Genomic DNA, 24586 nt, shown 5'->3' with positions numbered 1-24586 from the left:
TGCGACACGGGGGATATTTTGCGCAAACTTGTTGAATCCGCCGGAAATTTGGTGGGAGTATGCGCGGTAGTTTGAAGGGCGTCACAGGGTGTTCCTTCCATAACAAGCAGAAGACAGGGGAAAGATACGATGCGTTTGATGCGATTGGCGGCAGCGGCCGCTTTGCTTCTCGCGGCTGCCGGCGGTGTTGAGGCCAAGGACTGGACCAAGGTGCGCATCGGCACCGAGGGCGCCTATCCTCCGTTCAACAACCTGACCTCCGACGGACAGCTCGTCGGCTTCGACATCGACATCGCCAAGGCGCTGTGCGACGAGATGAAGGTCGAGTGCGAATTCATCACCCAGGATTGGGACGGCATCATTCCGGCGTTGCAGGCCGGCAAGTTCGACGCGATCATTGCCTCGATGTCGATCACCGACGAGCGCAAGGAAAAGGTCGACTTCACCAAGAAGTACTACAACACCGGCCCGGCAATCGCCGTCCCGAAGGACAGCAAATTGGCCGGCGTCACCCCGGAAGACCTGAAGGGCATCACGCTCGGCGCACAGTCGTCGACCACGCACTCCAACTACGCCGAAGCCAAGTTCCCGGATGCGGAGCTGAAGCTCTACCCGACCCCGGACGAATACAAGCTCGATCTGGAATCCGGCCGCCTCGACGCCGCCATCGATGACGTGGTCGTGCTGTCCGACTGGGTGAACGCCACCGAAGGCGCCTGCTGCAAGATCCTCGGCGCATTGCAGCCCGATCCGGTGATCAACGGCGAAGGCGCCGGCATCGCCGTCCGCAAGGGCGAAGACGACCTGCGCGAAATGCTGAACGAGGCGATCGCCGCGATCCGCGCCAACGGCAAGTACAAGGAAATCAACGACAAGTACTTCGCCTTCGACGTCTACGGCGGCTGACGTCCTGCCACCGTTGCATCCCGGCGCAGACCATCCGCGCCGGGATGCGGAGTTCCTGCTGGAAGACGCAAGCCCCTGAGGGCTGCCAGCGTCTCGAGGAAGCTATCCTGGCATGGACGAAATCCTGATACTCATTTCCTTCGGACCGGATGGCTGGGGCGACGAGATCGCGCAAGGCGTGCTGATCACCGTCCTGCTCGCCGTAGCCACCCTTCCCTTCGGGCTGCTGCTCGGCTTCGTCCTGGCCCTTGCCAAGAAATCCGAGGAACCGAGCCTGCGGGCCGCCGCCAACATCTACACGACGATCTTTCGCGGCCTGCCTGAGCTTCTTACCCTCTTCCTCGTTTATTACGGCGGGCAGATCCTTCTGCAGCAAGCCCTCGGCGCCCTGTTCGGCGACGTGCGGATCGAGGTGAATTCCTTTGTCGCGGGCATGATCGCCCTTGCCTTTGTGTTTTCCTCCTATGCTTCGGAAGCGTTTCTTTCCGCTTTCCGCGGTATCGCGCAGGGCCAATATGAAGGCGCGTACGCGCTCGGGATCTCCCGCTTCAAGACGATGCGCCTCGTCATCCTGCCGCAACTGATCCGCCTGTCGCTCCCGGCTCTCGGCAATCTGTGGCTCATCCTGCTCAAGGAAACCTCGCTCGTTTCCGTCATCGGGCTTTCCGACATCGTGCGACAATCCGGCATCGCCGCCCGCGTCACCAAGGAACCGTTTCTCTTCTTCGGCGTTGCCTGCCTGATCTATCTCGTCCTCGCCATGTTCTCCTCGGTAGGCCTCAACAGGATCGAGGCCTGGACGAAGCGCGGGGAGGTTCGCCGATGAGCGACCGCGCCGAACAGAAGGTCGAGGCGTCCGCAGCGCCCACGGTTCCGCCGTCAAGAGCCTGGAGCAAGGCCCGCCTGACCGGCTATGCCCTGATGGGCGTCTGGGCCGCCGCCGTCGTCGGCCTTGTGCTCTTCATGGCGGAGAGCTTCAATCCCGACTTCATTGAGCGCTACGGCGAGAAGTTTGTCTCCGGCTTCGTCGTCACCGTCGAACTGGTAACCATCTCGCTTGTCGTCGGCTGCCTGCTGTCGCTGCCGGTCGCGGCGATGCGCATGTCCCGTTCCGCCATCCTCAACGGCATTTCCTATGCCTATGTCTATTTCTTCCGCGGTACGCCGCTGCTCGCGCAGACATTCCTGGTCTATTACGGTGCAGGCACCTTCCAGCCGTTCCTGAAGGACGCCGGCGTGTGGTGGTTCTTCCGCGACGCCTGGTACTGCGCCATCTTCGCCTTCTCACTGAACACTGCCGCCTATCAGGCGGAGATCCTGCGCGGCTCGATCCAGAATGTGTCCCGCGGTCAATGGGAAGCGGCGGCGGCGCTGGGCCTCCACAAGGCGGTGATCTTCTGGAAGGTGATCCTGCCGCAGGCGATGATCGTGGCGCTTCGGCCCTATGGCAACGAGATCATCCTGATGATCAAGGGATCCGCCATTGCCTCAATCATCACCATCTACGACCTGATGGGCGAGACGCGCCGCGCCTATTCCCGCTCCTATGACTTCCAGGCCTATATCTGGGCCGCGGTCATGTATCTGGTGCTGGTGGAAGCCCTCAGGCAGACCTGGGACGTAATCGAGGCGCGGCTCACACGCCACCTGAAGCGTTCCTGATAAATTTCTGATATAATACAACTCTCTCTTTCCGGAGCTGCCTGCATGGCCGAGAAATCCCTGCATCCCGACACCCTGCTTGCGCATGCCGGCGGCGGTGTCGACCCGTCGACGGGCGCCGTGGTTCCGGCGATCCTGCCGTCGACCACATTCGTGCGCGACCGCAACTACAAGCTTACCAGCCCCGCCCACCTCTACAGCCGCGACGACAACGACCTGTTCCGGCAGATCGAAGCGCTGGTGGCGGACCTGGAGGGTGCCGCAGACAGCCGGCTTTTCGCGTCCGGCATGGCGGCGGTCGCAGCGGTGGTGCGCAGCGCCAAACCGGGCGGTTCGATCCTTGTGCAGTCGGGGATCTATTGGGGCACGACAGCCTGGCTGCGTAAACACTGCGCCCGCAACGGCATAGCCCTTGTCGAGGCGGACGCGACCGAAATCGAGCAATTCTGCGAAACGATCCGCGAGACCGGCCCTGCCCTGGTGCTCATCGAGGTTCCTTCCAATCCGGGCCTTGCGATCGCCGACATCGCCAAGGCCGCCGAAGCCACGCACAAGGCGGACGGCGTTCTGGCGGTCGATGCGACGGCGGCGACACCGCTTTTGATGAAGCCCCTCGCCCTCGGCGCCGACCTGGTGCTTCATTCCACCACCAAGGCGCTGAATGGCCATTCGGACGCTCTTGGCGGCATCGTATCGACCAGCGATGCCAATTCCGACGCCTGGACCTTCATCCGCGAGGAGCGCCACGATGCCGGCGCCGTGATGGGACCGTTCGAGGCTTATCTCCTGCTTCGCGGCTTGCGGACCCTCGGCATCCGCATGGAGCGCATGTGCACCAATGCGCAGGCAATCGCCGAGCGCTTCTCGACCCATCACCGCGTCGAACGCGTGCTCTATCCGGGGCTTGAAACCCATCCGGGCCATGAGCTGGCAAAGGCGCAGATGTCGGGCGGCTACGGCTATCTCGTCTCCATTCTCGTCGAAGGCGGCGCGGAGGCCGCGCTCGAAGTTGCCGGCAGGCTCAACCTGATCAAGCGGGCAACGTCGCTCGGCGGCGTGGAGAGCCTGGTGGAGCACCGCTACACGATCGAGGGAGACGCCACGGGCGTGGCGAAGAACCTGCTGCGCTTCTCCATCGGCATCGAGCGCGTGGAGGATCTGGTTGCGGATCTCGAACAGGCGCTCGGCCGTAAATAGGCCGTCCTGCGGCTGTTGGCGTGACAGCCGCGCCCGCCTCTTCTAAAAACCCTGTCGAACCCTATTGGACCGTTTCCCGGGAACGGGCGGGCGCAGCAAACATTCGGGAGAGAGTACGCTATGGCAAAAGTTGCCTTCATCGGCCTGGGCGTCATGGGCTATCCCATGGCGGGGCATCTGAGGACCAAGGGCGGGCATGACGTCACTGTCTACAACCGCACGGCCGCCAAGGCGGAGAAATGGGCTGCCGAATTCGGCGGCAAACATGCCGCGACACCCCGCGAGGCCGCAGAGGGCTGCGATTTCGTCTTCTGCTGCGTCGGCAATGACGATGACCTGCGCGCAGTTACCGTCGGACCGGATGGCGCTTTCCACGGCCTGAAGGCCGGTGCGATCTTTATCGACAACACGACGGCAAGCGCGGACGTCGCCCGCGAGCTCCATCAGGCAGCCAAGGCCAAGGGATGCGGCTTCCTGGACGCGCCGGTTTCCGGCGGCCAGGCGGGTGCCGAAAACGGCGCGCTGACCGTCATGGTCGGCGGCGACGAGGCGGACTACGACAAGGCGAAGCCGGTGATCGACAGCTTCTCCCGCATGGTCGGCCTGATGGGACCGGCAGGCGCCGGCCAGCTGACGAAGATGGTCAACCAGATCTGCATCGCCGGCCTTGTTCAGGGCCTTTCCGAAGCGGTCCATTTCGCCAAGAAGGCGGACCTCGATGTGGAGAAGGTCATCAACGTCATTTCGAAGGGCGCGGCGCAATCCTGGCAGATGGAAAACCGCTGGCAGACGATGCGCGACAGCAAGTTCGACTTCGGTTTCGCCGTCGACTGGATGCGCAAGGACCTCGGCATCTGCCTGAAGACGGCGAACGAGACCGGCGCGCGCCTGCCGATCACCGCGCTCGTCGACCAGTTCTATGCGGAAGTGCAGGCGATGGGCGGACGCCGCTGGGATACGTCCAGCCTGATCGCCCGCCTGGAAAACGCCGACAGGAAATGAGGATCGGCCGCGGCAGGCCGGATCAGGAAACCGGCTCCCGCGGCTTTTCGGCGCCGACATAGTTCAACGGCAATTCGTTGGTGCATTTGATCTGCTCCATCGCGAAGGTCGTCGACACGTCAGAGATGTCGATTTTCGCGATGAGCTTCTTGTAGAAGGCGTCATAGGCCTCGATATCTGGCACGACGACCCGCAGCAAATAGTCCACCTGCCCCGCCATGCGATAGAATTCAACAACTTCCGGAAACTCGCTGATCACGTCGGCGAATTTCTTCAGCCAGTCGGCATTGTGCTGGCTCGTGGTGATTGCGATGAAGGCCGTCACCTTGCAGTTGACCTTCTTCGGATCGAGCACGGCGACGCGGCGCTGGATGACGCCTTCCTCTTCCAGCTTCTGGATCCGTCGCCAGCAGGGAGTGGTTGAAAGCCCTACCCTGCGGCCGATTTCGGCAACGGGCACGGTGCAGTCCTCCTGAAGGATAGCAAGGATACGGCGGTCGATCCGGTCGATCATGATGGGTTATCCGCATTGAGTGGTGACGGCGCTCCGGCGCCATGCGCTGCGGCAACCCTATTGGATTCATCTTCTAAACAGCAAGCCGAAACTGCGTTTCAATTTCAATATCACGCCATGAATATTCAGATTCCGGAAATTATTTCCTCATTCTTTGCTGCCTTCGCTCGATCAGACGATCATCCGGGCCACCTCGGCCTTCAGGAATGGCAGCACGCTCTCCTCGAACCACGGATTGGCCTTGAGCCAGGCATTGTTGCGCCAGGACGGGTGCGGCATCGGCAATGTGGCGACGCCATCGCGTGCGAGGCTCTCGGCGACAACTTCTCTCCAGTCCGCCACCGTTTCGCGCACCGAAGCCCGCCGCAGATCGCGCAGATGATAGTCGATCGCATACTGGCCGATGGCGAGCTTCAGTTCGAGCTGCGGCATGACGGCAAAGAGGCGGTCGTGCCAGAGCGCCCGGCATTCGCGCCGGGGCGGCTTGTCCCCGCCCTTGGCATCGAGCCCGGGGAAACAGAAGCCCATCGGCACGATGGCAACCTTTGCCGGATCGTAGAAAACGTCCTTTCCGATCCCCATCCAGTCGCGCAGGCGATCTCCGGAAGGATCGGTATAGGGACGGCCGCTCTCGTGCACGCGGGTGCCGGGGGCCTGGCCGCAAATGGCGATTCTGGCGGTTTGCGAGAGGACGCAAACCGGTCGCGGTTCGTGCGGTAATCGCTGCGCCACTGCTACAGAGTCGGCACAGTGGCGGCAGCCGGACAGCTCCACCGCAATCGCCTCGACCGAACGACCGGCAAAAAGGACTCCGTTGCCGCGCGACGCGCTCATGCCTTCGCACTCTCCCGTGCCGCCATGCGCTCGTACCAGTCCTTCAGGTGATGAAGCTCTTCCGGCATCTCGATCTTCGGCAGCCGGCAGAAATCGATCGCGCAATAGAGCGTGATATCGGCAATCGAGTAGCTGTCGCCGGCGACGAAATCGCGGCCGGCCAGTTCCTCGTCGAGGAAGCGCATCATCTCGATTGCCTTTTCCCGGTTGGCCTGCGCCCATTCGCCGATCTGCGGCACTTCGAGGTCGCGCATCGCCGGATGGGCATGGCGGAAGGAGGCGGCGACCGCGCTGAAGATGCCGAGTTCGACCCGGCGGTTCCACATCTCAATGGTCGCCTTTTCCAGCGGCGACGATCCCATCAGCGCGGGTTCGGGAAAAAGCTCCTCGAAATAGCGGCAGATCGCCACGCTTTCGGAAATCACCGCTCCGTTGTCGAGTTCCAGCACCGGGATGCGCTGCATCGGATTCATGCGGGTGAAGGCATCGGTCTTGTGGTCCTTCGCCATGATATCGACCGGCACCAGCGGCACGGAGACGCCCTTTTCGGCAAGGAATATCCGCACCCGGCGCGGGTTGGGCGCGCGCCCGCCGTCATAAAGCTTCATCTGGTCCTCCCGCATTTTCGCTGCGGCCGTTGTCGCGCGCCGCACTCCGCCTGGCAAGTATTGCGCGGCAAAACCGCTGCGCAATCAATCGTTAACCATGTCTTTGAGCCGCTTATTAAGGGTTTATGATCATGATGGCTTCAATACTTCCATTGATCGGAACCTTCCGATAACCAGCGGATCGTGATTGACCATGTCCCTCGACAAGCCGAGGAGCAGCCAGGAAAAAACGGCGATGAACCGCGAGCGCGCACTCAAGCGCCGCGAAGTCGCCCGCACCGTGCGCGACGCGCGCGAAAGGCTGAGCTCGGTCGACGGGACACCGCCTGCCTTCGATCACGAATTGATGCTGATCTATGTGAAGAACCGGCTGAGTGCGGCCTTCGCCCTGCCGATCTTCGCCGTCATCGTCGGCGCGATCACCCTGCTCTGGGTCGATGCCATCGTCATAAGCGCGTGGCTTTTCTTCGTCCTGCTGGCCCACGGCCTGATCATTTCCACCTGCCGCCGCTTCGAACGAGCCGGCGGCCAGGAACAGGACCTGAAGGTCTGGCGGCGGCAGATGGTGATCGGCGACCTGCTCTACGGACTGAGCTGGGCGGCCTTTTTCCTGTTGCCGCCGAACAAGGACCTGCAGGGCGGTTTCGAGATCCTGCAATTCGCGACCATGCTGATCGTGATCGCCATGAGCACGATGCTGTCGTCTTCGGTGTCGCGGGCCCTGACCGCGGCCACCCTGCCGATCACGCTCGCCATCGCCCTCACCTTCCTGCATCAGCAGACGCCGATCCACTATGCGATGCTGGCGATGGCGCTTGGCGCGCAGGGCTTCTTCCTGATGCTTGGCAACCAGCTGCACACCTCCACGGTGACCATGCTGGAATATCGCGCCCAGAAGGACCACCTGATCGCGGAGCTGGAGCAGGCCAAGGCGATTTCCGACGAATCGCGCCGCCGCGCGGAAGAGGCAAACCTCGCCAAGTCCCGCTTCCTGGCGACGATGAGCCATGAGCTGCGCACGCCGCTCAATGCCATCCTGGGCTTCTCGGAAGTGATGAAGAACGAATTGCTGGGCGCGATCGGCAACAAGACCTATCGCGAATATGCCGCCGACATCCACAATTCCGGCGGCCACCTGCTCAACCTCATCAACGAGATCCTCGACCTGTCGCGCATCGAGGCCGGAAAGTACGAACTGAGCGAGGAGGCTGTCACGCTGACGGCCATCATCGAGGATTGCCGGCACATGATGGCGATCCGCGCGCGCAACAAGAACATCACCATCACCGAATCCTTCGAGGATGGACTGCCGCGCCTGTGGGCCGACGAACGGGCCATACGCCAGGTGATCCTGAACCTCATTTCCAACGCGGTGAAGTTCACGCCGGCAAACGGCGAGGTTCAGCTGAAGTGCGGCTGGACGGCCGGCGGCGGCCAATACGTGTCGATCCTCGACAACGGGCCCGGCATTCCCGAGGACGAGATCCCGCTCGTCATGCAGGCCTTCGGCCAGGGATCGATTGCAATCAAGAGCGCCGAGGCCGGCACGGGCCTGGGCCTGTCCATCGTTCAGGCGCTTGTCGCCATGCATGGCGGCAAGTTCGAGCTGAAGTCGAAGCTGCGCGAAGGCACCGAAGCGATCGTCACCTTCCCGGCCGTCCGCGTGCTGGAAGCGATGCCTCCCGTCGAGGATACGCCCCCGCCGGCGCCCGCCCGCTCGCCTCAGCGCCGGGCAATCCGCCGGGTTTCGTGAAGCAGGCTACGGCCCGCCTCAGCGTTCCTTGCCCGAGACCCCGGCCTGTTCGAATGTCGCCATGCCGGAGTGAAGCTGGGCGGCCGCCTTGACGATGCCGGCGGCAAGGGCAGCCCCCGTTCCCTCGCCAAGCCTCATGCCGAAATCGAGCAGCGGCTTCTTTTCCATGATGGCCAGCGCGCGCGCGTGAGCGGGCTCCGCCGACAGATGACCGAACAGGCAGTGATCCAGCGCGCGGCTGTCCATGGCATGCAAAACGGCGGCTGCGGCGGTCGCCACATAGCCGTCGACAATCACCGGCACCTTCTGGTGGCGCGCGCCGAGGATGACGCCGGCCATGGCGGCGATCTCCCGGCCGCCGACCCTGCGGAGAACTTCCAGCGGATCGCGCTCGCCCGACAGCCTCTCCACGGCCGCCGCAACCGCACTGCGCTTCCGCTCCAGGCCCGCGTCGTCGACACCGGTGCCCGGGCCGACCCAGTCCGCCGCCTCGCCGCCAAACAGGCCGTTCAGCACCGCCGCCGCAATCGTGGTGTTGCCGATCCCCATCTCGCCGATACAGATCAGGTCGATACCGCCGGCCAGAGCTTCCATCCCGAAAGCCATGGTCGCCGCGCAATTGGCCTCTTCCAGCGCATCGGCCTCGGTGATGTCCGGCGTCGGCAAATCGAGAGCAAGGTCGAAGATCTTGAGCCCAAGGTCATAGGCGATGCAGATCTGGTTGATCGCCGCACCGCCGGCGGCGAAATTCTCCACCATCTGACGCGTCACGGAAGACGGGTAGGCGGACACGCCCTTTACCGTCACGCCGTGATTGGCCGCGAAGACCGCGACGAGCGGCCGCGTCACCTTCGGCCAGACGGGTCCGTGCCAGGCGGCCAGCCATTCGGCGATCTCCTCCATCCGCCCGAGCGAGCCGGCCGGCTTCGTCAACTGCGCGTTTCGCTCGCGAAATGCCGCCACTGCCGCCTCGTCGGCGCCTGGCATGTTGCGCACGAGGTTGCGGATATCGTCAAAAGGCAAGGCGGACGGCGAAAGCGACATTCTGGATCTCCGAAGACTTCTGCCTCGATTGTGAGCCGAGGGGCGCCGATCTATAACCGGGTGAGTACGGTTCGCAAAGGCGAATGGAGAAGAATCAGCCGGGAAGGTTCATGTTCGACGATGACGATGACAGCGTGAAAGGTGGTCTTTGGGGTCCGGGCGCGGCAGGATTTCTGGCAGAGACCGCATCCGTCATTCGCTTTTTCTCGCGCCTCCCCGTGCCGCGGATCGGCCCCGGGGACGACCCGCTTGCCGTGCCGGACTTCTCGCGCTCGGCGCGGGTCGTGCCGGTTGCAGGGGCAATCCTGGCCCTCCCGTCCGCCCTGTGCCTGCTATTCCTGTCACTGACTTTCGTGCCGCCGCTCGCACAGGCGGTCGTCGCCGTCATCGTTTTGATCTGCATTACCGGCGCCTTGCACGAAGACGGCCTCGCGGATGTCGCAGACGGCTTTTTCGGCGCTTCGACACCCGAGCGTCGGCTCGAAATCATGAAGGACAGCCGTACAGGGGCATTCGGCGCAATAGCCCTGACGATGGGGCTGCTTTTGAAGGTCGTCCTGCTCGGCGCACTGATCGAGCGCTATGGCGCGACCGGTGGCGTGCTGGGCCTGATTGCCTCCGAAGCGACGTCGCGGACGGCCATGGCCTGGCTATGGCAGGCGCTGCCGGCGGCAAGGCCCGGAGGCCTCGGCGCACTGTGCGGCACGCCGGAGGCCGGCGCCGTTCGCGTCGCCGCCCTCCTTGCCGCGATCATCTGCCTGCCTCTCCTGCTGCTGATGCCCTTCGCCGCAATCGTCGTCGCCCTGATGCTCCTTGTCCTTACGACCGTTTTTGCCATCCGCCTTGCTGCGGCAAAAATCGGCGGCCAGACCGGAGACGTATTGGGCGCTACACAGCAATTGACCGCCGTCGCTTTTCTCCTGGGCTTGACTTCCGTTGCGTAATAGCAACAGCGCCCGCGAATCGGCTGTCAGAACCCGTCTACAGCAGCGAGCAGCCCCCCTGTCCGGCTGCACCCGTGCTAGTCTTGACCGGTAAGCCTGCGGAACAAGCTGGCCGACACGACAGGAAGAAGAAGCGTCAACTCCTCTGGAACTGCCCTTGCCAAAGGTCACGCGTTCATCGGTCCACAGTTCGACACCCGGCCGTTTTCGGCCGGGCTTTGTCGTTTTATGTGTGGCTTTGCTATTCCTAGCAGGATGTGGAGGACGACCGGGCCCGGGAGCGCTGGCGATCGCCACCAGCAACGCGCCGGGTACGACGGAGCACCGCATTCTCATCGCCACCACCCGGGAAAAGGATGCAACGCCGGATACTTACTTCAACGGCGAGCGCTCCCCCACGCTGAATTACGCTTCCGCCGTCGTTTCCGTGCCGCCGAACCATGTCACCGGCCAGATCGAATGGCCGGAAACGCTGCCTGGCGACCCGGAGAAGAGCTATACCACCCGCGCGTTCACCTATCTGGACGGAGCGGCCGGCTTCCGTGCCGCGTTGAAGGAAGAGATGGCCAAGCGGACCCCAGACCACCGGGAGGTCATCCTTTTCATTCACGGCTACAACACGCGCTTCCCGGAAGCGCTTTATCGCTTCGCGCAAATTACCCACGATGCGGACGCACCGCGCATACCGGTGCTGTTTACCTGGGCCTCGCGCGGCACGGTGACCGATTACGTCTACGACAATAACAGCGCGACCGCCGCGCGTGACGGGCTTGAGCGCACCTTGCGCGAAATCCTGGACAGCGGGGTTTCCCGGGTCCACATCATCGCCCACTCCATGGGCAACTGGGTGCTGACCGAGACAATCCGCCAGGTCAAACTGTCCAACAACCCCATCCCGGAAGACAGGATCGGAGCGGTTATCCTGGCTGCGCCCGACCTCGACATCGATGTTTTCAAGTCGCAGCTCAGGCGGATCGGTCAACGCAAGACCCCCTTCATCGTTCTTGTCTCCAGGGACGACAAGGCGCTGAAGGCCTCAAGCCTCATCGCCGGCGGCAAACAGCGGGTCGGTCGCTACGAAGACGAGCAGGAACTGGCCAATCTCGGCGTGATTGTCATTGATCTGACGGAACTTGAGGGCACAGACGCCATCGACCATGGCAAATTCACGCAGGTCGCCGCAGTCGCGCCGAGGCTGCGCGTGGCGCTGCAGGAAGCCGGCCTCAACACCAAGCCGGGCGATCTCAACACCCATGCAGATACGATCGGTACCGCGGTCGGCAACACCGCGAAGATCGCCATAACGTTACCCGTCCGCATTCTCACCGCACCTGTACAGGTCTTGTCCGGCGGGCAATAAACGCCCAACTATACTAGCAAGGCGAATTCAAGCAGGCGCGCATGGGAGGCGGTCGGAAATGCAGCCGGGAGCCTTCAGGAACTTCATCGCCGCCATGGTGCTTGTCGTCCTGGCGATAGCCGCGCTTGCCTATTTTTTCGCAGGCGCAAGCGACCCCAGCTCACTCAGCTTCGACCGCAGCGGACCACGCATGGCGGCTCTCGGCGCAATCCTCGCGGTCCTGCTGATCTCCCTCTTCTTCAGCCGCCCGAGGCTGCGCGAGGTCATGCATTCGGCGCTGGTCTGGGGCGGGCTGGGGCTCGTTCTCGTCCTTGGCTACAGCTACAAGGGAGACTTTGCCGGACTGGGCGACCGGCTCGTCGCGGTGCTCGTACCGGGAACCGCGGTCGACCAGACGGACGGCTCGGTCGTGGTGATCCGCGACGGCACGCAGCATTACCGGGTGAAAGCCGCGATCAACGGCGCTCCGGCAACATTCCTTGTCGATACCGGCGCGTCGGCGGTGACGCTGACGGCCGACGACGCACGCGCCGCAGGCTACGATCTCGATAGCCTTTCCTTCACGATCCCCGTCTCGACCGCGAATGGCAGGACCTTCGTCGCGCCCGTCAGGATCGAAACGCTCGACATCGGCAGTATCCGGCTATCGGACATCCGCGCCTATGTCAGCCGCAATGGCGCGCTGGAGACAAGCCTTCTGGGTCTCACCGCGCTCGACAAACTGTCGAGCTGGCGTGTCGAGGGATCGAAGCTGATCCTCAACCCCTGACGCGCCGTTCCATCAGTCCATCAGGCTGACCGCGAAGCGCGCCGAGACGGTAATCAGGAACAGCCCGAAGGCGACTTCCATGACCCTGCGCGACAGGGCGTGCGCGATCCGCACGCCGAGCGGCGCGGCCAAGGTCGTGATCGGAATGATCAGCAGGACGCCAAGCACGTTCACATATCCAAGCGAGAAGGCGGGCAAGCCCGGCGCGCCCCAGCCTGCCCAGGCCAGGCCGATGACGCCAGGCACGGAAATCAGCACGCCCGTTCCGGCGGAGGTCGCGACCGCCTGATGGATCGGCCGGCCGTAGAGCGTCATGAAAGTGTTGTTCATGACGCCGCCGCCAATCCCCATCAGCGTGGAGAAGAAGCCGATCAGAATACCGCAGACGGCACGGATCGGATTGCCGGGAATATCGGTTCCAAGCCGCCAGCTTTCGCGGTTGAAGATCATCTTCAGTCCCACGACGAGGGCGATCACGGCGAAAATCCCCTTCAGGCCGTCGCCGGAGACGTAAGCCGCGACAAGGCTTGCCAGCACCACGCCGGCAGGCACGGGAACGATCCAGCTTCGCCACAGTTCCATATCCACGGAGCCGCGTTTCTTGTGAGCGAGGAACGACCGGATCGACGTCGGCACGATGATGCCAAGCGACGTGGCAACGGCGATATGCACCCGCACCGCCTGGTCGATCTGCAGCAGGGTGAGGAACTGGTAAAGCACCGGCACCAGCACGGCCCCGCCGCCGATGCCGAACATGCCGGCCAGAAGCCCAGCGATCGCGCCGGAGGCGACAAGCGCCAGGCCGAGCCAGATCACATCGCCGTTCAGCGACGAAAGGTCCATGAATTCCCCCGTGTGAATGAAAGACGGCGATCTAGTGGAGCGAATTTGACATTTGAGTCCAGATTGCCGCGAGCTCACGCTCAAATGTCGAATTCAAAAGCTCCACTAGGATCATAAGGTTGCTAGTGGTCCTTTTTGATTCCGACATTTGCTCATGTGGGAGCTGCGAAGGGAGGCAAATGTCGGAATCGGACCACTAGATCAGGCCGCCGCAACTTCCTCCTGCCGCGCCCTTGCCGGACGCGTGCCGTCCAGAAGATCGCCGGAAACTTCGCCGAGAGCGGCAAAGACGATATCGAGCCCGGCCCCTTCCCGCACCGCCTCGACCGTGAGGCGGCGGCGCCACGCACGCGCGCCCGGCATGCCGTGGAACAGCCCAAGGATATGCTTCGTCATGTTGGTCAGCCGCGTGCCCCGCTGAAGCTCGGCCGCCATATAGGGGATGTAGGCTTCGAGCGCCTCGCGACGGGTGGCGGAAGGCTGCGTCGTTTCGAACAGGCGAGGATCCACTTCCGCCATACTCCACGGATCGTGATAGGCAGCGCGGCCGAGCATCACGCCGTCCACGTTCGAAAGATGGGCTTCCGCGTCGTCGAGGCCGGCAATGCCGCCATTGATGCCGATGAAAGCGCCCGGGTAGCGCTCCTTCAGGCGATAGACGCGCTCATATTCCAGCGGCGGGACGTCGCGGTTTTCCTTGGGCGACAGGCCCTTCAGCCAGGCCTTGCGGGCATGAACCCAGAGGGCATCGCTGCCGGCCGCCAGCACCGCGTCGGCAAGCGCGTTGAGCGCCACTTCCGGGTCCTGATCGTCCACGCCGATCCGGCATTTGACGGTAACGGGGATCGAAACCGCCGCCTTCATCGCCGAAACGCATTCGGCAACCAGGTTCGGCTCGCGCATCAGGCAGGCGCCGAAGCGGCCGGACTGCACGCGATCGGAGGGACAACCGACGTTGATATTGACCTCGTCATAGCCGAAATCGGCAACGATGCGGGCGGCTTGCGCCAATTCCGCCGGATCGGAACCGCCGAGCTGGCAGGCAATCGGATGCTCGCCCTCGCTGTAGCCGAGGAGCCGTTGCCGGTCGCCATGCACGACCGCCGCTGCCGCCACCATCTCCGTGTAGAGCAGCGCATGGCGGCTCAGCTGCCGGTGAAAGACACGGCAGTGACGATCCGTCCACTCCATCATGGGCGCGACGGCGAAACGGGGCGAGAAATCGCGATAGAGCTGGCCTTGCTTCATGGCGCGCTTGAATACCGGTAATTGCCGGCGTCTGTCAAAGCCGGCCTCATGTGCCGGACGAGCCCGGCGCGGCCAGATATCCGCCGCAGCGCTGCATGAACCGTTCGCGCTGCTTTTCCGGCACGCGCACGGTCAGCATCGACGTGGCCTCGCCGTCCCGCCGTTCCAGCACCTCGGCGGCGCGATAAAGCCAGGCCAGCGTCTCTCCTTCGGCAAGCGGCAGCGAAAGACTGTAGACCACCCGGTCTTCCGCGACGCGATCCTCGATCCGTGCCAGCAAAGCCGCGATGCCGTCTCCGGAAACGGCCGAAACGGCAATCGGTCCCTCTGCCCGCGCATTATCGGACAACAGCGCCTCGCGCCGGACAGGGTCGACGAGGTCGATCTTGTTCCAGACCTCGATGATCCGCTCGTCGCCGCCTTCCTCGATGCCGAGCAGGCGCAGCGTTTCCGCCACGTCGACGGCCTGGGCTTCGGTGTCCTCGTGCGAAATGTCGCGCACATGCAAGATGAGATCCGCCTCCAGCACCTCTTCCAGCGTTGCCCTGAAGGCTGCCACCAGATGCGTCGGCAGGTCGGAAATGAAGCCCACCGTATCGGAGAGGATCACCTCGCCGCCATGCGGCAGCGGGATGCGCCGCAACGTCGGATCGAGCGTCGCAAAGAGCAGGTTCTTGGCGAATACGTCGGAACGCGTCAGCCGGTTGAACAGCGTCGACTTGCCGGCATTGGTATAGCCGACGAGCGCGACGATCGGCTGCGGCACCTTGCGGCGCTGCTTGCGATGCAGGTCGCGGGTGCGCCGCACCTGTTCCAGATCCTTCTCCAGCCGCGTGATGCGTTCCTGGATCAGGCGCCTGTCCGCCTCGATCTGGGTTTCGCCGGGACCGCCGATGAACCCCAGACCGCCTCGCTGACGTTCCAGATGGGTCCAGGAACGCACGAGCCGGCTCTTCTGCCACTTGAGGTGAGCCAGTTCCACCTGCAGGCGACCTTCCGCCGTCCTCGCCCGGGCGCCAAAGATCTCAAGGATCAGGCCGGTACGGTCCAGAACCTTGGCATTGAGCGCCTTTTCCAGATTGCGTTGCTGGATCGGCGTCAGCGGATGATCGACGACGACCAGTTCCACCTCTTCCGTCTTGACGATCACGGAAAGCTCTTCAACCTTGCCCTGCCCCAGCAGGGTCGCCGGGCGGATCTGGGAAAGCGTCACGACATAGGAGGATACGATTTCCAGGTCGATGGCGAGTGCGAGGCCCACCGCCTCCTCAAGCCGCGCCTGATCGGTACGCTGCGGCCGCGCGGCATCCATCGTGCGCCGTAGCCTGGGTCCGAAAACCGGAACCACCACAACGGCGCGCGCACCCACGGCATCCTTGCGTTCGGCGAAGGGCTCAGCGTCGGCCGCGCCCCTAGCCTTGTCCGCTTCCTTGCGAGATTTTGGCCTCAATCAGCCTGCCGCCTTTTCGCCTTCGGTTTCATTGGGCTCGAAGAGCTGCACGGGGGCGTTCGGCATTATGGTCGAGATCGCATGCTTATAGACGAGCTGGGAGTGCCCGTCGCGGCGAAGCAATACGCAAAAATTGTCGAACCAGGTGACGACACCCTGCAATTTCACGCCATTGATAAGAAAGATCGTAAGAGGAGTCTTCTGTTTACGTACGTGATTCAGGAACGTGTCCTGAAGATTCTGTGCGCGGTCAGCCATGTTTTTATATTTCCTAAGTTTCTCCGGATACGGCCGCGGCATCCGCCAAGTTCACTGCCCATGCCCGTGGCGCCCTAATCGTGACGTCCGGATTTTTCGTTTACGGAAGGTTGGCGGGGCCCAGATCACCGCGCCCCTTCCGCTTTATTCTAGAAGTCAGTCAGCGGGCTTAAGGCCCTGAACTCACCAAAATCAGTTTAACGTAACCCGGTTCAATTTTCCTGCCCATTCTTCCAGGGCGTTTCCACCTTGTTCAAATTTCCTCCAACTCGCTGATTTCATGAAATTTCTCCCTCAAATTCCGTGCAATTGAGCCTGGATGCCCGTTGCCCACAGCGCGCCCGTCAATCCGGACGACCGGCATGACGAGCGATGAAGCGGCCGTAATGAAAGCTTCCTTCGCCTCCAGCGCCTCCGCGACGGAGAAGGCTCTTTCCTCAACGCTTAAACCTTCGCGCGCAGCGAGGTCCAGCACGACTTGCCGGGTTATGCCCCGCAGAATTCCGTGATCGGCGGGCCGCGTCACCAGCTTCCCGTCCTTCGTGACGATCCAGGCATTGGTCGAGCCGCCTTCCGTAACCATGCCATCGCCGTCGACGAACCATGCCTCGCGAGCGCCCCGCTCCCTGGCCTTCTGCTTGGCAAGCACATTCGGCAACAGGCCCACGGTCTTGATGTCGACACGGTCCCACCGGTTTTCCGGCACCGTGATGACGCCGACACCGGCATCGGCGACCTTCTCCGCGGCACGCGGATCCGCCGCCCGCGCCGTAACGACCAGAGCCGGCGGTGTACCATCGGCGGGAAAATAATGATCGCGTTTCGCAACGCCGCGGGTCACCTGCAGGTAAACGAGACCGTCCCGCACCCTGTTGCGCCGGATGACCTCGCGCAGAACGAAACCAAGCGCTGCCCGGCTCATCGGCGAGGCAATCGACAATTCCCCGAGCGAACGATCGAGCCTGTCCAGATGGCGCCGCTCGTCGACGATCTTGCCGGACCAGACCTCACAGACTTCGTAGACGCCGTCGGCGAACTGATAACCGCGATCCTCGATATGAACGCAGGCTTGCGCGTGCGGAACGTAACGACCATTGACGTAGGCGATACGGCTCATGCGAACTCCCGGCTTGGCTCCCGACGATCGCTCCGGCAGGCAGACCTTCTACCCCGTCCGGAACGTATCCCTTGCATTCGTTGACAGGATACAGCCCAAAAGCAGCCCGTACCAATCCGCCGAATATGCGATGTTTTGACCATTTGGTCAAAAATCATACATGTTCCGAGTATGACGGCTGGCGGCGAACCGACAAGGGCTCACGGATCATAAAGTTATGTTTGTGATGCAGGTCTGCATTGCAAACAACGCAGATCAGAAGAATTCCAGGCTCACGCGGAACATCTGCTCTACCTGCCTTACGCGCTCGGCAACCGCGAAGATCACGGCGCGATCGTGCGCCATGATCTGGGTGTCGCCATTCGGCGTGATGACCTTGCCATTGCGAAAAATGGCGCCGACACGGATGCCGTCCGGCAGATCGACGTCCCTGAGCGGCCGCCCGACCAGCGGCGAGGTCTCCAGCGCTTCCGCCTCGATCACTTCGGCGGCCCCGTTCTGCAGCGCATGCACGCCGCGGATCCGGCCTCGGCGCACGTGCCGCAGGATCTTCGAAATCGTCACCTGGCGCGGGTTCACATAGGCATCGATGCCCAGCGCATGGGCAAAGGTCGGATAGCTGGAATTGTTCAGAAGCGACAGATTGCGCCGGCAGCCGAGCTTCTTTGCCATGACGCAGGAGAGGATATTGACCTCGTCCTCGTTGGTCAGCGCCACCATGGTATCTGCCTGCTCGATATCGGCTTCCAGCAGGATGTTCTGGTCGAGCGCGCTGCCGTGCAGGATCACCGTGCGCTTCAGTTCGTCGGCGATCGAGATCGCCCGATCCCGCGAATGCTCGATCAGCTTCACCTTGGCCTTGCTCTGGCGCTGCTCGAGCGCATGGGCAACGTAAAGCCCGATATTGCCGCCGCCGGCGATAACCACCCGGTTCGCCTCCGGCTCCTCGTGACCGAAGATATTGAGCGTGCGCCGCACCTGATCGCGCCGCGCAACAGCGTAGACGAGGTCGCCGGTGATCATGGAATCGGAGCTCTTCGGCACGAAAAGGCGGCCATTGCGGAAGATGCCGACGACGACGGCACCAAGATCGGGGAAAAGCTCAGTCAACTGCCGAAGCGGCGTGTTCACCACCGGGCAATCCTCGTCGCACATGATGCCGACGACGACCACATTGTCATCGGCGAACCGCACCGTCTCGACCGCGCCGGGCAGGGCGAGGCGCCGCAGGACCATGTCGCCGACTTCCAGCTCCGGCGAGATGATCACGTCGATGGGCAGGTTTTCGCGCGAAAACAGATCGCTCCAGCGCGATTCCAGATAGCTCTGCGCGCGCACGCGAGCGATCTTGGTTGGCACATTGAAGAGGGAATGCGCCACCTGGCAGGCGACCATGTTGACTTCGTCATAGAGCGTGACGGCGATCAGCATGTCGGCCTGGTCGGCGCCGGCCTGCGCCAGGACATCGGGATGCGCCCCGTGTCCGACGAATCCGCGCACATCGAGCGTGTCGCGGATCGCATTTACGAGACGCGGCGAGGAATCGATGACGGAAACGTCGTTCTGCTCCTGCGCCAGCTTTTCGGCGATGCCGTAGCCGACCTGACCGGCACCACAGATCACAACCCTCATGAAACGCGCCCCTTTGACCCGATCCGTGCTCTATAGAACGCCTCAGCGCGAAAGTCTCAATGTTTACGCCAAGCCTTATGAAAGGCCGAGCGTCTTGAGCTTGCGGTGGAGGGCGGAGCGCTCCATGCCGACGAATTCGGCCGTGCGGGAAATATTGCCGCCGAAGCGCTTGATCTGGGCCTGCAGATAATCGCGTTCGAACAGCTCGCGGGCGTCGCGAAGCGGCAATGACATCAGGTGCTCGCCATTGCCGGTGGATGACAGGTTCGGCAGCATGTCGCCCACTTCCGCCGGCAGCAGGTCGGCGGTGACCACCGCTTCGGGATCGCCCCGTGTCAGGATCATCAGCCGTTCCACGTTGTTGCGCAGCTGACGGATATTGCCGGGCCAGTCATGCGCCTGCAGCACCGCCATGGCGTCGTCGCCGATGCGGCGGATCGGCAGGCCGGCGGCTCCCGAAATCTGGTCCATGAAGAAGGTGATCAGTTCCGGGATATCCTCGCGACGCTCGGCGAGCGAGGGAATGGCAAGCGGCACCACGCTCAGCCGGTGAAAGAGATCCTCCCGCAGGTTCCCGGCGGCGATCTCCTGCTCCAGGTTGCGGGCGCTGGAAGACAGGATGCGCACGTCCACCTTGACTTTCCCCGCCCCGCCCACGCGCGCGAATGTCTGTTCCACGAGCACGCGCAGGATCTTGCCCTGCGTCTCGCGCGGCATGTCGGCAACCTCGTCGATATAGAGCGTGCCGCCATGAGCTTCCTCAAGGGCGCCGATCTTGCGGATCTTGCCGCCCTCGTCCTCGATACCGAAAAGTTCCTCCTCCATCCTCTCCGGCGTGATCGTCGCGGCGTTGATGACGACGAACGGTCCGCGCGAGCGCAGCGAAGAGGTATGGATCGTGCGTGCGGCCAACTCCTTGCCGGAGCCCGAAGGCCCGGTGATCAGGATTCGGCTGTTGGTGGCGGCGACGCGCTCGATCGTCTGGCGCAGATGGTTCATCGCCGTGGATTTGCCGATCATCGAAAGGGCGTCGGTGCTGCGTTGTTTCAGGTCGCGGATTTCGCGGCGCAGCGAGGACGCTTCCAGCGCGCGCTCCGTGATCAACACCAGCCGGTCGGCCTTGAACGGCTTCTCGATATAGTCGTAGGCGCCGCGCTTGATGGCGGAGACGGCCGTTTCGATATTGCCGTGACCGGAAATGATGACGACGGGAAGATCCGGGTCCTGCTCGCGGATGACATCGAGCAGGGCGAGGCCGTCGAGGCGGCTTCCCATCAGCCAGATATCGAGGACCACCAGCGACGGCCGGCGCTCCCGAATGGCGGCAAGCGCGGAATCGCTGTCACCGGCGGTGCGGGTTCCATAGCCCTCGTCGTCCAGGATGCCAGCGATCAGCTCGCGGATATCGGCTTCGTCGTCAACGATGAGAATGTCATAAGGCATTGGTGGCAACCGTCACTTCTTCGTCCTGCTTGCCTTGGCCGTTTTCCTCGACTTCTTCCGGCGTTGCAGGTTTGGCACTGATCGTGAGACGGATCATCGCTCCCCGTCCGCCCTCGGCCACAGCCGGAGCGTCGAGAAGTTCGATGCCGCCTCCATGCTCTTCCATGATCTTGCGAACGATCGCGAGGCCGAGGCCGGTGCCTTTTTCCCGCGTCGTCATGTAGGGCTCCAGCAGACGCTGCCTGTTTTCCTGCGGCAGGCCGATACCGTTGTCGATGATTTCGATCACGCGGGTGTCGTCTTCCACGCGCAGATGCACTGAAATCTTTCCCTTGCCCAAGTCCTCGGGCGGCACGGCGAGCACGGCTTCGGTCGCGTTCTTTATGACGTTCGTAAGCCCCTGCCCGACTAGACGCGCGTCGAAGACGGTGACCACCGGCTCCTTCGGCAAATGCGTCGTGATCTCGATCTCCGGATGGGCGACCGACTGCAGGAACGCCGCCTCGCGCACCGTATTGCGCAGGTCCGCTTCGCTCATCGTCGGTTTCGGCATGCGCGCGAAGGAGGAGAACTCGTCCACCATCCTTCCAATGTCCCCGACCTGGCGGATGATCGTATCGACGCACTGGTCGAAGACGCCACGGTCGTCCTCGATCTTCTTGCCGTAGCGGCGGCGGATACGCTCGGCCGAAAGCTGGATCGGCGTCAGCGGATTCTTGATCTCATGCGCTATGCGGCGCGCCACATCCGCCCAGGCGGATGTGCGCTGCGCCGATACGAGATCCGAAATGTCGTCGAGCGTCACCACATAGCCATGCTCGCGCCGGGTCGACTGCTCGCTGGTGATGCGGACGTTGACCGTGCGTTCCTTGCCGTGCCGGATGATCGCGACCTGCGTTTCCTTGAAGCGGCCGTCTTCACGCGAAATGACCTGCGTCACCACATCGGAAAGCTCCGGCACGACATCGGCCAGCGGCTGATCGAGCAGGTCTTCCTCGGGCATGTCGAAAAGCGCCAGCGCCGACCGGTTCACCAGGGTGATCCTGCCCGTCTCGTCGATGCCCACGACACTTGCCGTGACGCCGGAGAGCACAGCTTCCGTGAACCGGCGACGGCGGTCGATCTGGTCGTTTGCCGCCAGCAGCGCATCCCGCTGCCCCCGCAACTGCGAGGTCATCGTGTTGAAGGTGGTGCCGAGATTTGCAAGATCGCCGGACGCCTTGTCCGTCTGAACCTCGACGAAGAGGTTGCCCTTGGAAATCTCCGAGGCGGCGGCAATGAGGCGGCGGATCGGCGCCACAAGCCGGTTGGCGAAGCCGAACCCGATCCAGATCGAGGCGAGGATGAGGACCAGCGTCACGCCCGTAAAGACGAGCGCGAAGGCCACCTGCACGCCGAAGCGCGTCTGGTCCATCGCGGTATATTGCTGTGCGCCTTCTTCCGCCAGACGCATGTAGTCGACCACGCGCTTGTCGAGTGACCGCGTGACATAGAGGTACATCCCGTCATAGGCGGAAAGCCGCATCACGCCGCCGACGAGGTTCGAAGGGCCCGGCGCGATCAGGACGGGTTCGCCGCCGTCCGCCTCCTTGAAGGCGTTGGGCGGGGGCAGCAGCACGTTGGCATCGGGATTGGTCAGCACCCGCGTGATCACCGTGCCGTCGCCCTGCATGATGAACGCACCGAGGAGTGCCCGCAGCTGGGTCTGCGCCCGGAAGAAACTGTCGAAGCGGGTCGGCTCGTAGTCATAGACCTGCTTGGCGCGGTCCACGTCGTTGGCCATGGCGATCAGGTCGCCGCGCAGGACCCGCGCATGCTCCTGAAGATAAGCCTGCGCCACGACAAGCGCATTGTCGATGATGGTGCGGGTACGGTCCTGGAACCACCGGTCGAGACCCCGGTCGAGCGTTACGGTCGCGACGACGGCGATCATGATCGCGGGCACGGCCGCGATGACCGTGAACAGCGCCACGATGCGCACATGCAGCCGCGCGGCGGCCCGCCCGCGCCTGCGGGACTGGATGAGCGAGATCACCTCGACGCAGATCAATCCGGCCAGTGCCAGCACGAAGACGCCATTGATCGCCATGGCGATCGTGACGACCTCGCTCGTCGGCTCGAGGGGAGTCAGCCCGGTCAGGATCAGAAAGGTGACGCCGATCGAAATCAGCGCGAGCGCAACAAAGACGAGCCCGGTCTTGCGCGCGGATCCGACCTTGGCCCGCGGATCGGCGTCCACCGTTGAGATATCGTGTCGCTCGGCTAGCACGGTTCGACAGCCACCCCTGTGGAAGCAAGTCCGGGAAGGCTGTCGCCCTCCCCTGCAAGATCATGCTTCGATACCGTCATTTCAGGCAACGCGGCCAGGATTGCTCCAGGCGGACCGCCCGATTGAATCGTTTTTATCGGCTAAGCCATCATGCGACGGCCGCGGCACGTTTACCACAGAATGTTGCGAAAATACGACACGATGACGGCGCGGCAGCGCAAAATCACGAACTTGGGGAAAACTTCGCGGCGGCGCGCCTGGAGCCGCCGCCGAGTCATTCAGTTCAGGGGCAAGGTCACCGGCTGGATCGGATCACCTGGATATCGAGGTCCTTGACCTTCTTGCGCAGCGTGTTGCGGTTTACGCCCAGCAGTTCCGCCGCCTTGATCTGGTTGCCGCGCGTCGCCGCCAGAGCCGCGCTGATGAGAGGATACTCAACCTCTCTCAGGATGCGGTGATAGAGGCCGGGAGGCGGCAGCGCCTCGCCGAAATTGTCGAAATAGGAATTCAGGTAGCGCTCGACGGAATCGCCCAGATTGGGGTCCGATCCCTCCGCTTCGTAGGAATTGGCGGTGGGCTGCGCGAGTTCCTGGTCGATCAGGGGCGCCGTGATGACGTCCTGCGGATAAAGTGCCGCCAGACGGCGGATCAGGTTCTCCAGTTCGCGCACGTTGCCGGGCCAGCGGTGACGGCGCAGGCGGTCGAGGCCGGCCTGATCGATCTGCTTCGGCGGCAGCCCCTCCTGCTCGGCCAGCTTGAAGAAGTGCCGCACCAGGTCGGCGATATCCTCGGAACGTTCGCGCAGCGGCGGCAGGCGGATCGGCACCACGTTCAGACGGTAGTAGAGGTCTTCGCGGAACAGGCCCTGATGGATCAGCTGGCTCAGGTCCTTGTTGGTCGCAGCGATGATGCGCACGTCCGTCTTGATCGGGGTGCGTCCGCCAACCGTCGTATATTCGCCCTGCTGCAGCACGCGCAAAAGCCGCGTCTGCGCCTCAAGCGGCATGTCGCCGATCTCGTCGAGGAACAGCGTGCCGCCATCCGCCTGCTCGAAGCGGCCCGACGAGCGGTTCTGCGCGCCGGTGAAAGCGCCCTTCTCGTGCCCGAAAAGCTCCGCCTCGATCAGGTCGCGCGGGATCGCGGCCATGTTGATCGCCACGAACGGCCCGTTCCGCCGCTTGCCGTAGTCATGCAGCGCGCGGGCGACCAGTTCCTTGCCGGTGCCGGATTCGCCGTTGATCATCACCGTCAGGTCGGTCTGCATCAGCCGGGCGAGCACCCGGTAGATCTCCTGCATGGCGGGCGACCGGCCGACCAGCGGGATGTTCTCCGCCCCCTCCTCGTGCTGCAGCGCCGGCCGGGCCTTTGGCTCCGACAGGGCGCGCCCGACGATCGTGATGAGTTCCTTCAGGTCGAAGGGCTTGGGCAGGTATTCGTACGCGCCCTTCTCCGAGGCGCGAATGGCCGTCATGAAGGTGTTCTGCGCGCTCATGACGATCACGGGAAGTTCCGGCCGGAGCTTCTTGATGCGCGGCAGCACATCGAAGACGTTCTCGTCCGGCATCACCACGTCGGAGATCACCAGATCGCCGTCGCCCGAACTCACCCAACGCCACAGCGTCGTCGCGTTGGAGGTCAGCCGAACCGTGTAGCCGGCACGCGACAGGGCCTGGTTCAAAACCGTGCGGATCGCGGCATCGTCATCAGCAACGAGAATGGTCCCGGTCGGCATG

At 63.2% G+C, this 24586-nt stretch carries 22 protein-coding genes; 9 read left to right on the top strand and 13 right to left on the bottom strand.

The window, feature by feature from the left end; translation table 11 throughout:
- Positions 1–129 precede the first annotated feature (129 nt).
- The 5 genes from H2509_RS05625 (at position 130) to H2509_RS05605 (ending at position 4767) form a co-directional block, all read left to right on the top strand.
- Positions 130–906: an ABC transporter substrate-binding protein gene (locus H2509_RS05625; protein ID WP_182163142.1), complete on the top strand. Its 777-nt coding sequence runs from the start codon at positions 130–132 to the stop codon at positions 904–906.
- A 112-nt stretch (positions 907–1018) separates the two neighbouring features.
- Positions 1019–1732 carry an ABC transporter permease gene (locus tag H2509_RS05620; protein ID WP_182163140.1) on the top strand — a complete coding sequence of 238 codons (714 nt, stop codon included), beginning with the start codon at positions 1019–1021 and terminating at the stop codon, positions 1730–1732.
- Positions 1729–2568 carry an ABC transporter permease gene (locus H2509_RS05615; RefSeq protein WP_182163138.1) on the top strand — a complete coding sequence of 280 codons (840 nt, stop codon included), beginning with the start codon at positions 1729–1731 and terminating at the stop codon, positions 2566–2568. The genes H2509_RS05620 and H2509_RS05615 overlap by 4 nt, the downstream gene beginning before the upstream one ends.
- Before the next feature lie 45 nt (positions 2569–2613).
- Positions 2614–3765: a trans-sulfuration enzyme family protein gene (locus tag H2509_RS05610; RefSeq protein ID WP_182163136.1), complete on the top strand. Its 1152-nt coding sequence runs from the start codon at positions 2614–2616 to the stop codon at positions 3763–3765.
- 63 nt (positions 3766–3828) lie between these two features.
- Complete coding sequence (locus tag H2509_RS05605) at positions 3829–4767, top strand: NAD(P)-dependent oxidoreductase (protein WP_328805009.1); 939 nt, start codon at positions 3829–3831, stop codon at positions 4765–4767.
- Positions 4768–4789: 22 nt separating this feature from the next.
- Here H2509_RS05605 and H2509_RS05600 read toward each other — a convergent pair whose 3' ends face one another.
- The 3 genes from H2509_RS05600 to H2509_RS05590 all read right to left on the bottom strand — a co-directional run bounded on the left by H2509_RS05600 (position 4790) and on the right by H2509_RS05590 (position 6723).
- Positions 4790–5281 (bottom strand): Lrp/AsnC family transcriptional regulator, encoded by a 492-nt coding sequence (locus H2509_RS05600; protein WP_182163132.1) that lies wholly within the window; start codon positions 5279–5281, stop codon positions 4790–4792.
- Positions 5282–5452: 171 nt separating this feature from the next.
- Entirely contained in the window at positions 5453–6115 is a 663-nt protein-coding gene (locus H2509_RS05595) for a uracil-DNA glycosylase family protein (RefSeq protein WP_182163130.1), read from the bottom strand.
- Entirely contained in the window at positions 6112–6723 is a 612-nt protein-coding gene (locus H2509_RS05590) for a glutathione S-transferase family protein (RefSeq protein ID WP_182163128.1), read from the bottom strand. The genes H2509_RS05595 and H2509_RS05590 overlap by 4 nt, the downstream gene beginning before the upstream one ends.
- Positions 6724–6958: 235 nt before the next feature.
- Between H2509_RS05590 and H2509_RS05585 the strand changes: the two genes are divergently transcribed.
- Positions 6959–8476 (top strand): sensor histidine kinase, encoded by a 1518-nt coding sequence (locus H2509_RS05585; protein ID WP_209001809.1) that lies wholly within the window; start codon positions 6959–6961, stop codon positions 8474–8476.
- 18 nt (positions 8477–8494) lie between these two features.
- On the opposite strand, the gene cobT is transcribed toward H2509_RS05585, so the two are convergent.
- Positions 8495–9520: a nicotinate-nucleotide--dimethylbenzimidazole phosphoribosyltransferase gene (gene cobT, locus H2509_RS05580; RefSeq protein ID WP_182163126.1), complete on the bottom strand. Its 1026-nt coding sequence runs from the start codon at positions 9518–9520 to the stop codon at positions 8495–8497.
- Positions 9521–9630: 110 nt separating this feature from the next.
- Between cobT and cobS the strand changes: the two genes are divergently transcribed.
- The 3 genes from cobS (at position 9631) to H2509_RS05565 (ending at position 12593) form a co-directional block, all read left to right on the top strand.
- On the top strand, positions 9631–10464 hold the full coding sequence (gene cobS / locus H2509_RS05575) for an adenosylcobinamide-GDP ribazoletransferase (protein ID WP_182163124.1): 834 nt from the start codon (positions 9631–9633) through the stop codon (positions 10462–10464).
- Positions 10465–10696: 232 nt separating this feature from the next.
- On the top strand, positions 10697–11824 hold the full coding sequence (locus tag H2509_RS05570) for an alpha/beta hydrolase (protein WP_328804993.1): 1128 nt from the start codon (positions 10697–10699) through the stop codon (positions 11822–11824).
- A gap of 58 nt (positions 11825–11882) precedes the next feature.
- A complete protein-coding gene (locus H2509_RS05565; protein WP_182163120.1) occupies positions 11883–12593 on the top strand; it encodes a retropepsin-like aspartic protease family protein in 711 nt (236 codons plus the stop codon).
- A gap of 12 nt (positions 12594–12605) precedes the next feature.
- Here the strand turns inward: H2509_RS05565 and H2509_RS05560 are convergent, their stop codons facing one another.
- The 9 genes from H2509_RS05560 to ntrC all read right to left on the bottom strand — a co-directional run bounded on the left by H2509_RS05560 (position 12606) and on the right by ntrC (position 24585).
- The gene (locus H2509_RS05560; protein ID WP_182163118.1) at positions 12606–13436 is read right to left on the bottom strand and encodes a sulfite exporter TauE/SafE family protein; all 831 of its coding nucleotides are present in this window, start codon (positions 13434–13436) and stop codon (positions 12606–12608) included.
- 201 nt (positions 13437–13637) lie between these two features.
- Complete coding sequence (gene dusA / locus H2509_RS05555) at positions 13638–14684, bottom strand: tRNA dihydrouridine(20/20a) synthase DusA (RefSeq protein ID WP_182163116.1); 1047 nt, start codon at positions 14682–14684, stop codon at positions 13638–13640.
- A 46-nt stretch (positions 14685–14730) separates the two neighbouring features.
- Positions 14731–16134, bottom strand: coding sequence for a GTPase HflX (gene hflX / locus H2509_RS05550; protein ID WP_408022665.1), 1404 nt, complete (start codon positions 16132–16134; stop codon positions 14731–14733).
- On the bottom strand, positions 16135–16392 hold the full coding sequence (gene hfq / locus H2509_RS05545) for an RNA chaperone Hfq (protein WP_182163114.1): 258 nt from the start codon (positions 16390–16392) through the stop codon (positions 16135–16137).
- 253 nt (positions 16393–16645) lie between these two features.
- Positions 16646–17509 (bottom strand): D-amino-acid transaminase, encoded by an 864-nt coding sequence (locus H2509_RS05540; RefSeq protein WP_182163112.1) that lies wholly within the window; start codon positions 17507–17509, stop codon positions 16646–16648.
- A 255-nt stretch (positions 17510–17764) separates the two neighbouring features.
- Positions 17765–19141 carry a Trk system potassium transporter TrkA gene (gene trkA / locus H2509_RS05535; RefSeq protein WP_182163110.1) on the bottom strand — a complete coding sequence of 459 codons (1377 nt, stop codon included), beginning with the start codon at positions 19139–19141 and terminating at the stop codon, positions 17765–17767.
- A 75-nt stretch (positions 19142–19216) separates the two neighbouring features.
- Positions 19217–20584, bottom strand: coding sequence for a nitrogen assimilation response regulator NtrX (gene ntrX, locus H2509_RS05530; RefSeq protein ID WP_182163108.1), 1368 nt, complete (start codon positions 20582–20584; stop codon positions 19217–19219).
- Entirely contained in the window at positions 20574–22823 is a 2250-nt protein-coding gene (locus H2509_RS05525; RefSeq protein ID WP_209001807.1) for a sensor histidine kinase NtrY-like, read from the bottom strand. The genes ntrX and H2509_RS05525 overlap by 11 nt, the downstream gene beginning before the upstream one ends.
- Positions 22824–23148: 325 nt before the next feature.
- Positions 23149–24585, bottom strand: a complete 1437-nt coding sequence (gene ntrC / locus H2509_RS05520) for a nitrogen regulation protein NR(I) (RefSeq protein ID WP_182163106.1) — start codon at positions 24583–24585, stop codon at positions 23149–23151.
- Position 24586: the final 1 nt, after the last annotated feature.

The organism is Stappia albiluteola (genome assembly GCF_014050225.1).
GTDB classification, from domain to species: Bacteria; Pseudomonadota; Alphaproteobacteria; order Rhizobiales; family Stappiaceae; genus Hongsoonwoonella; species Hongsoonwoonella albiluteola.
This window is presented reverse-complemented; position numbering and strand designations above follow the sequence as displayed.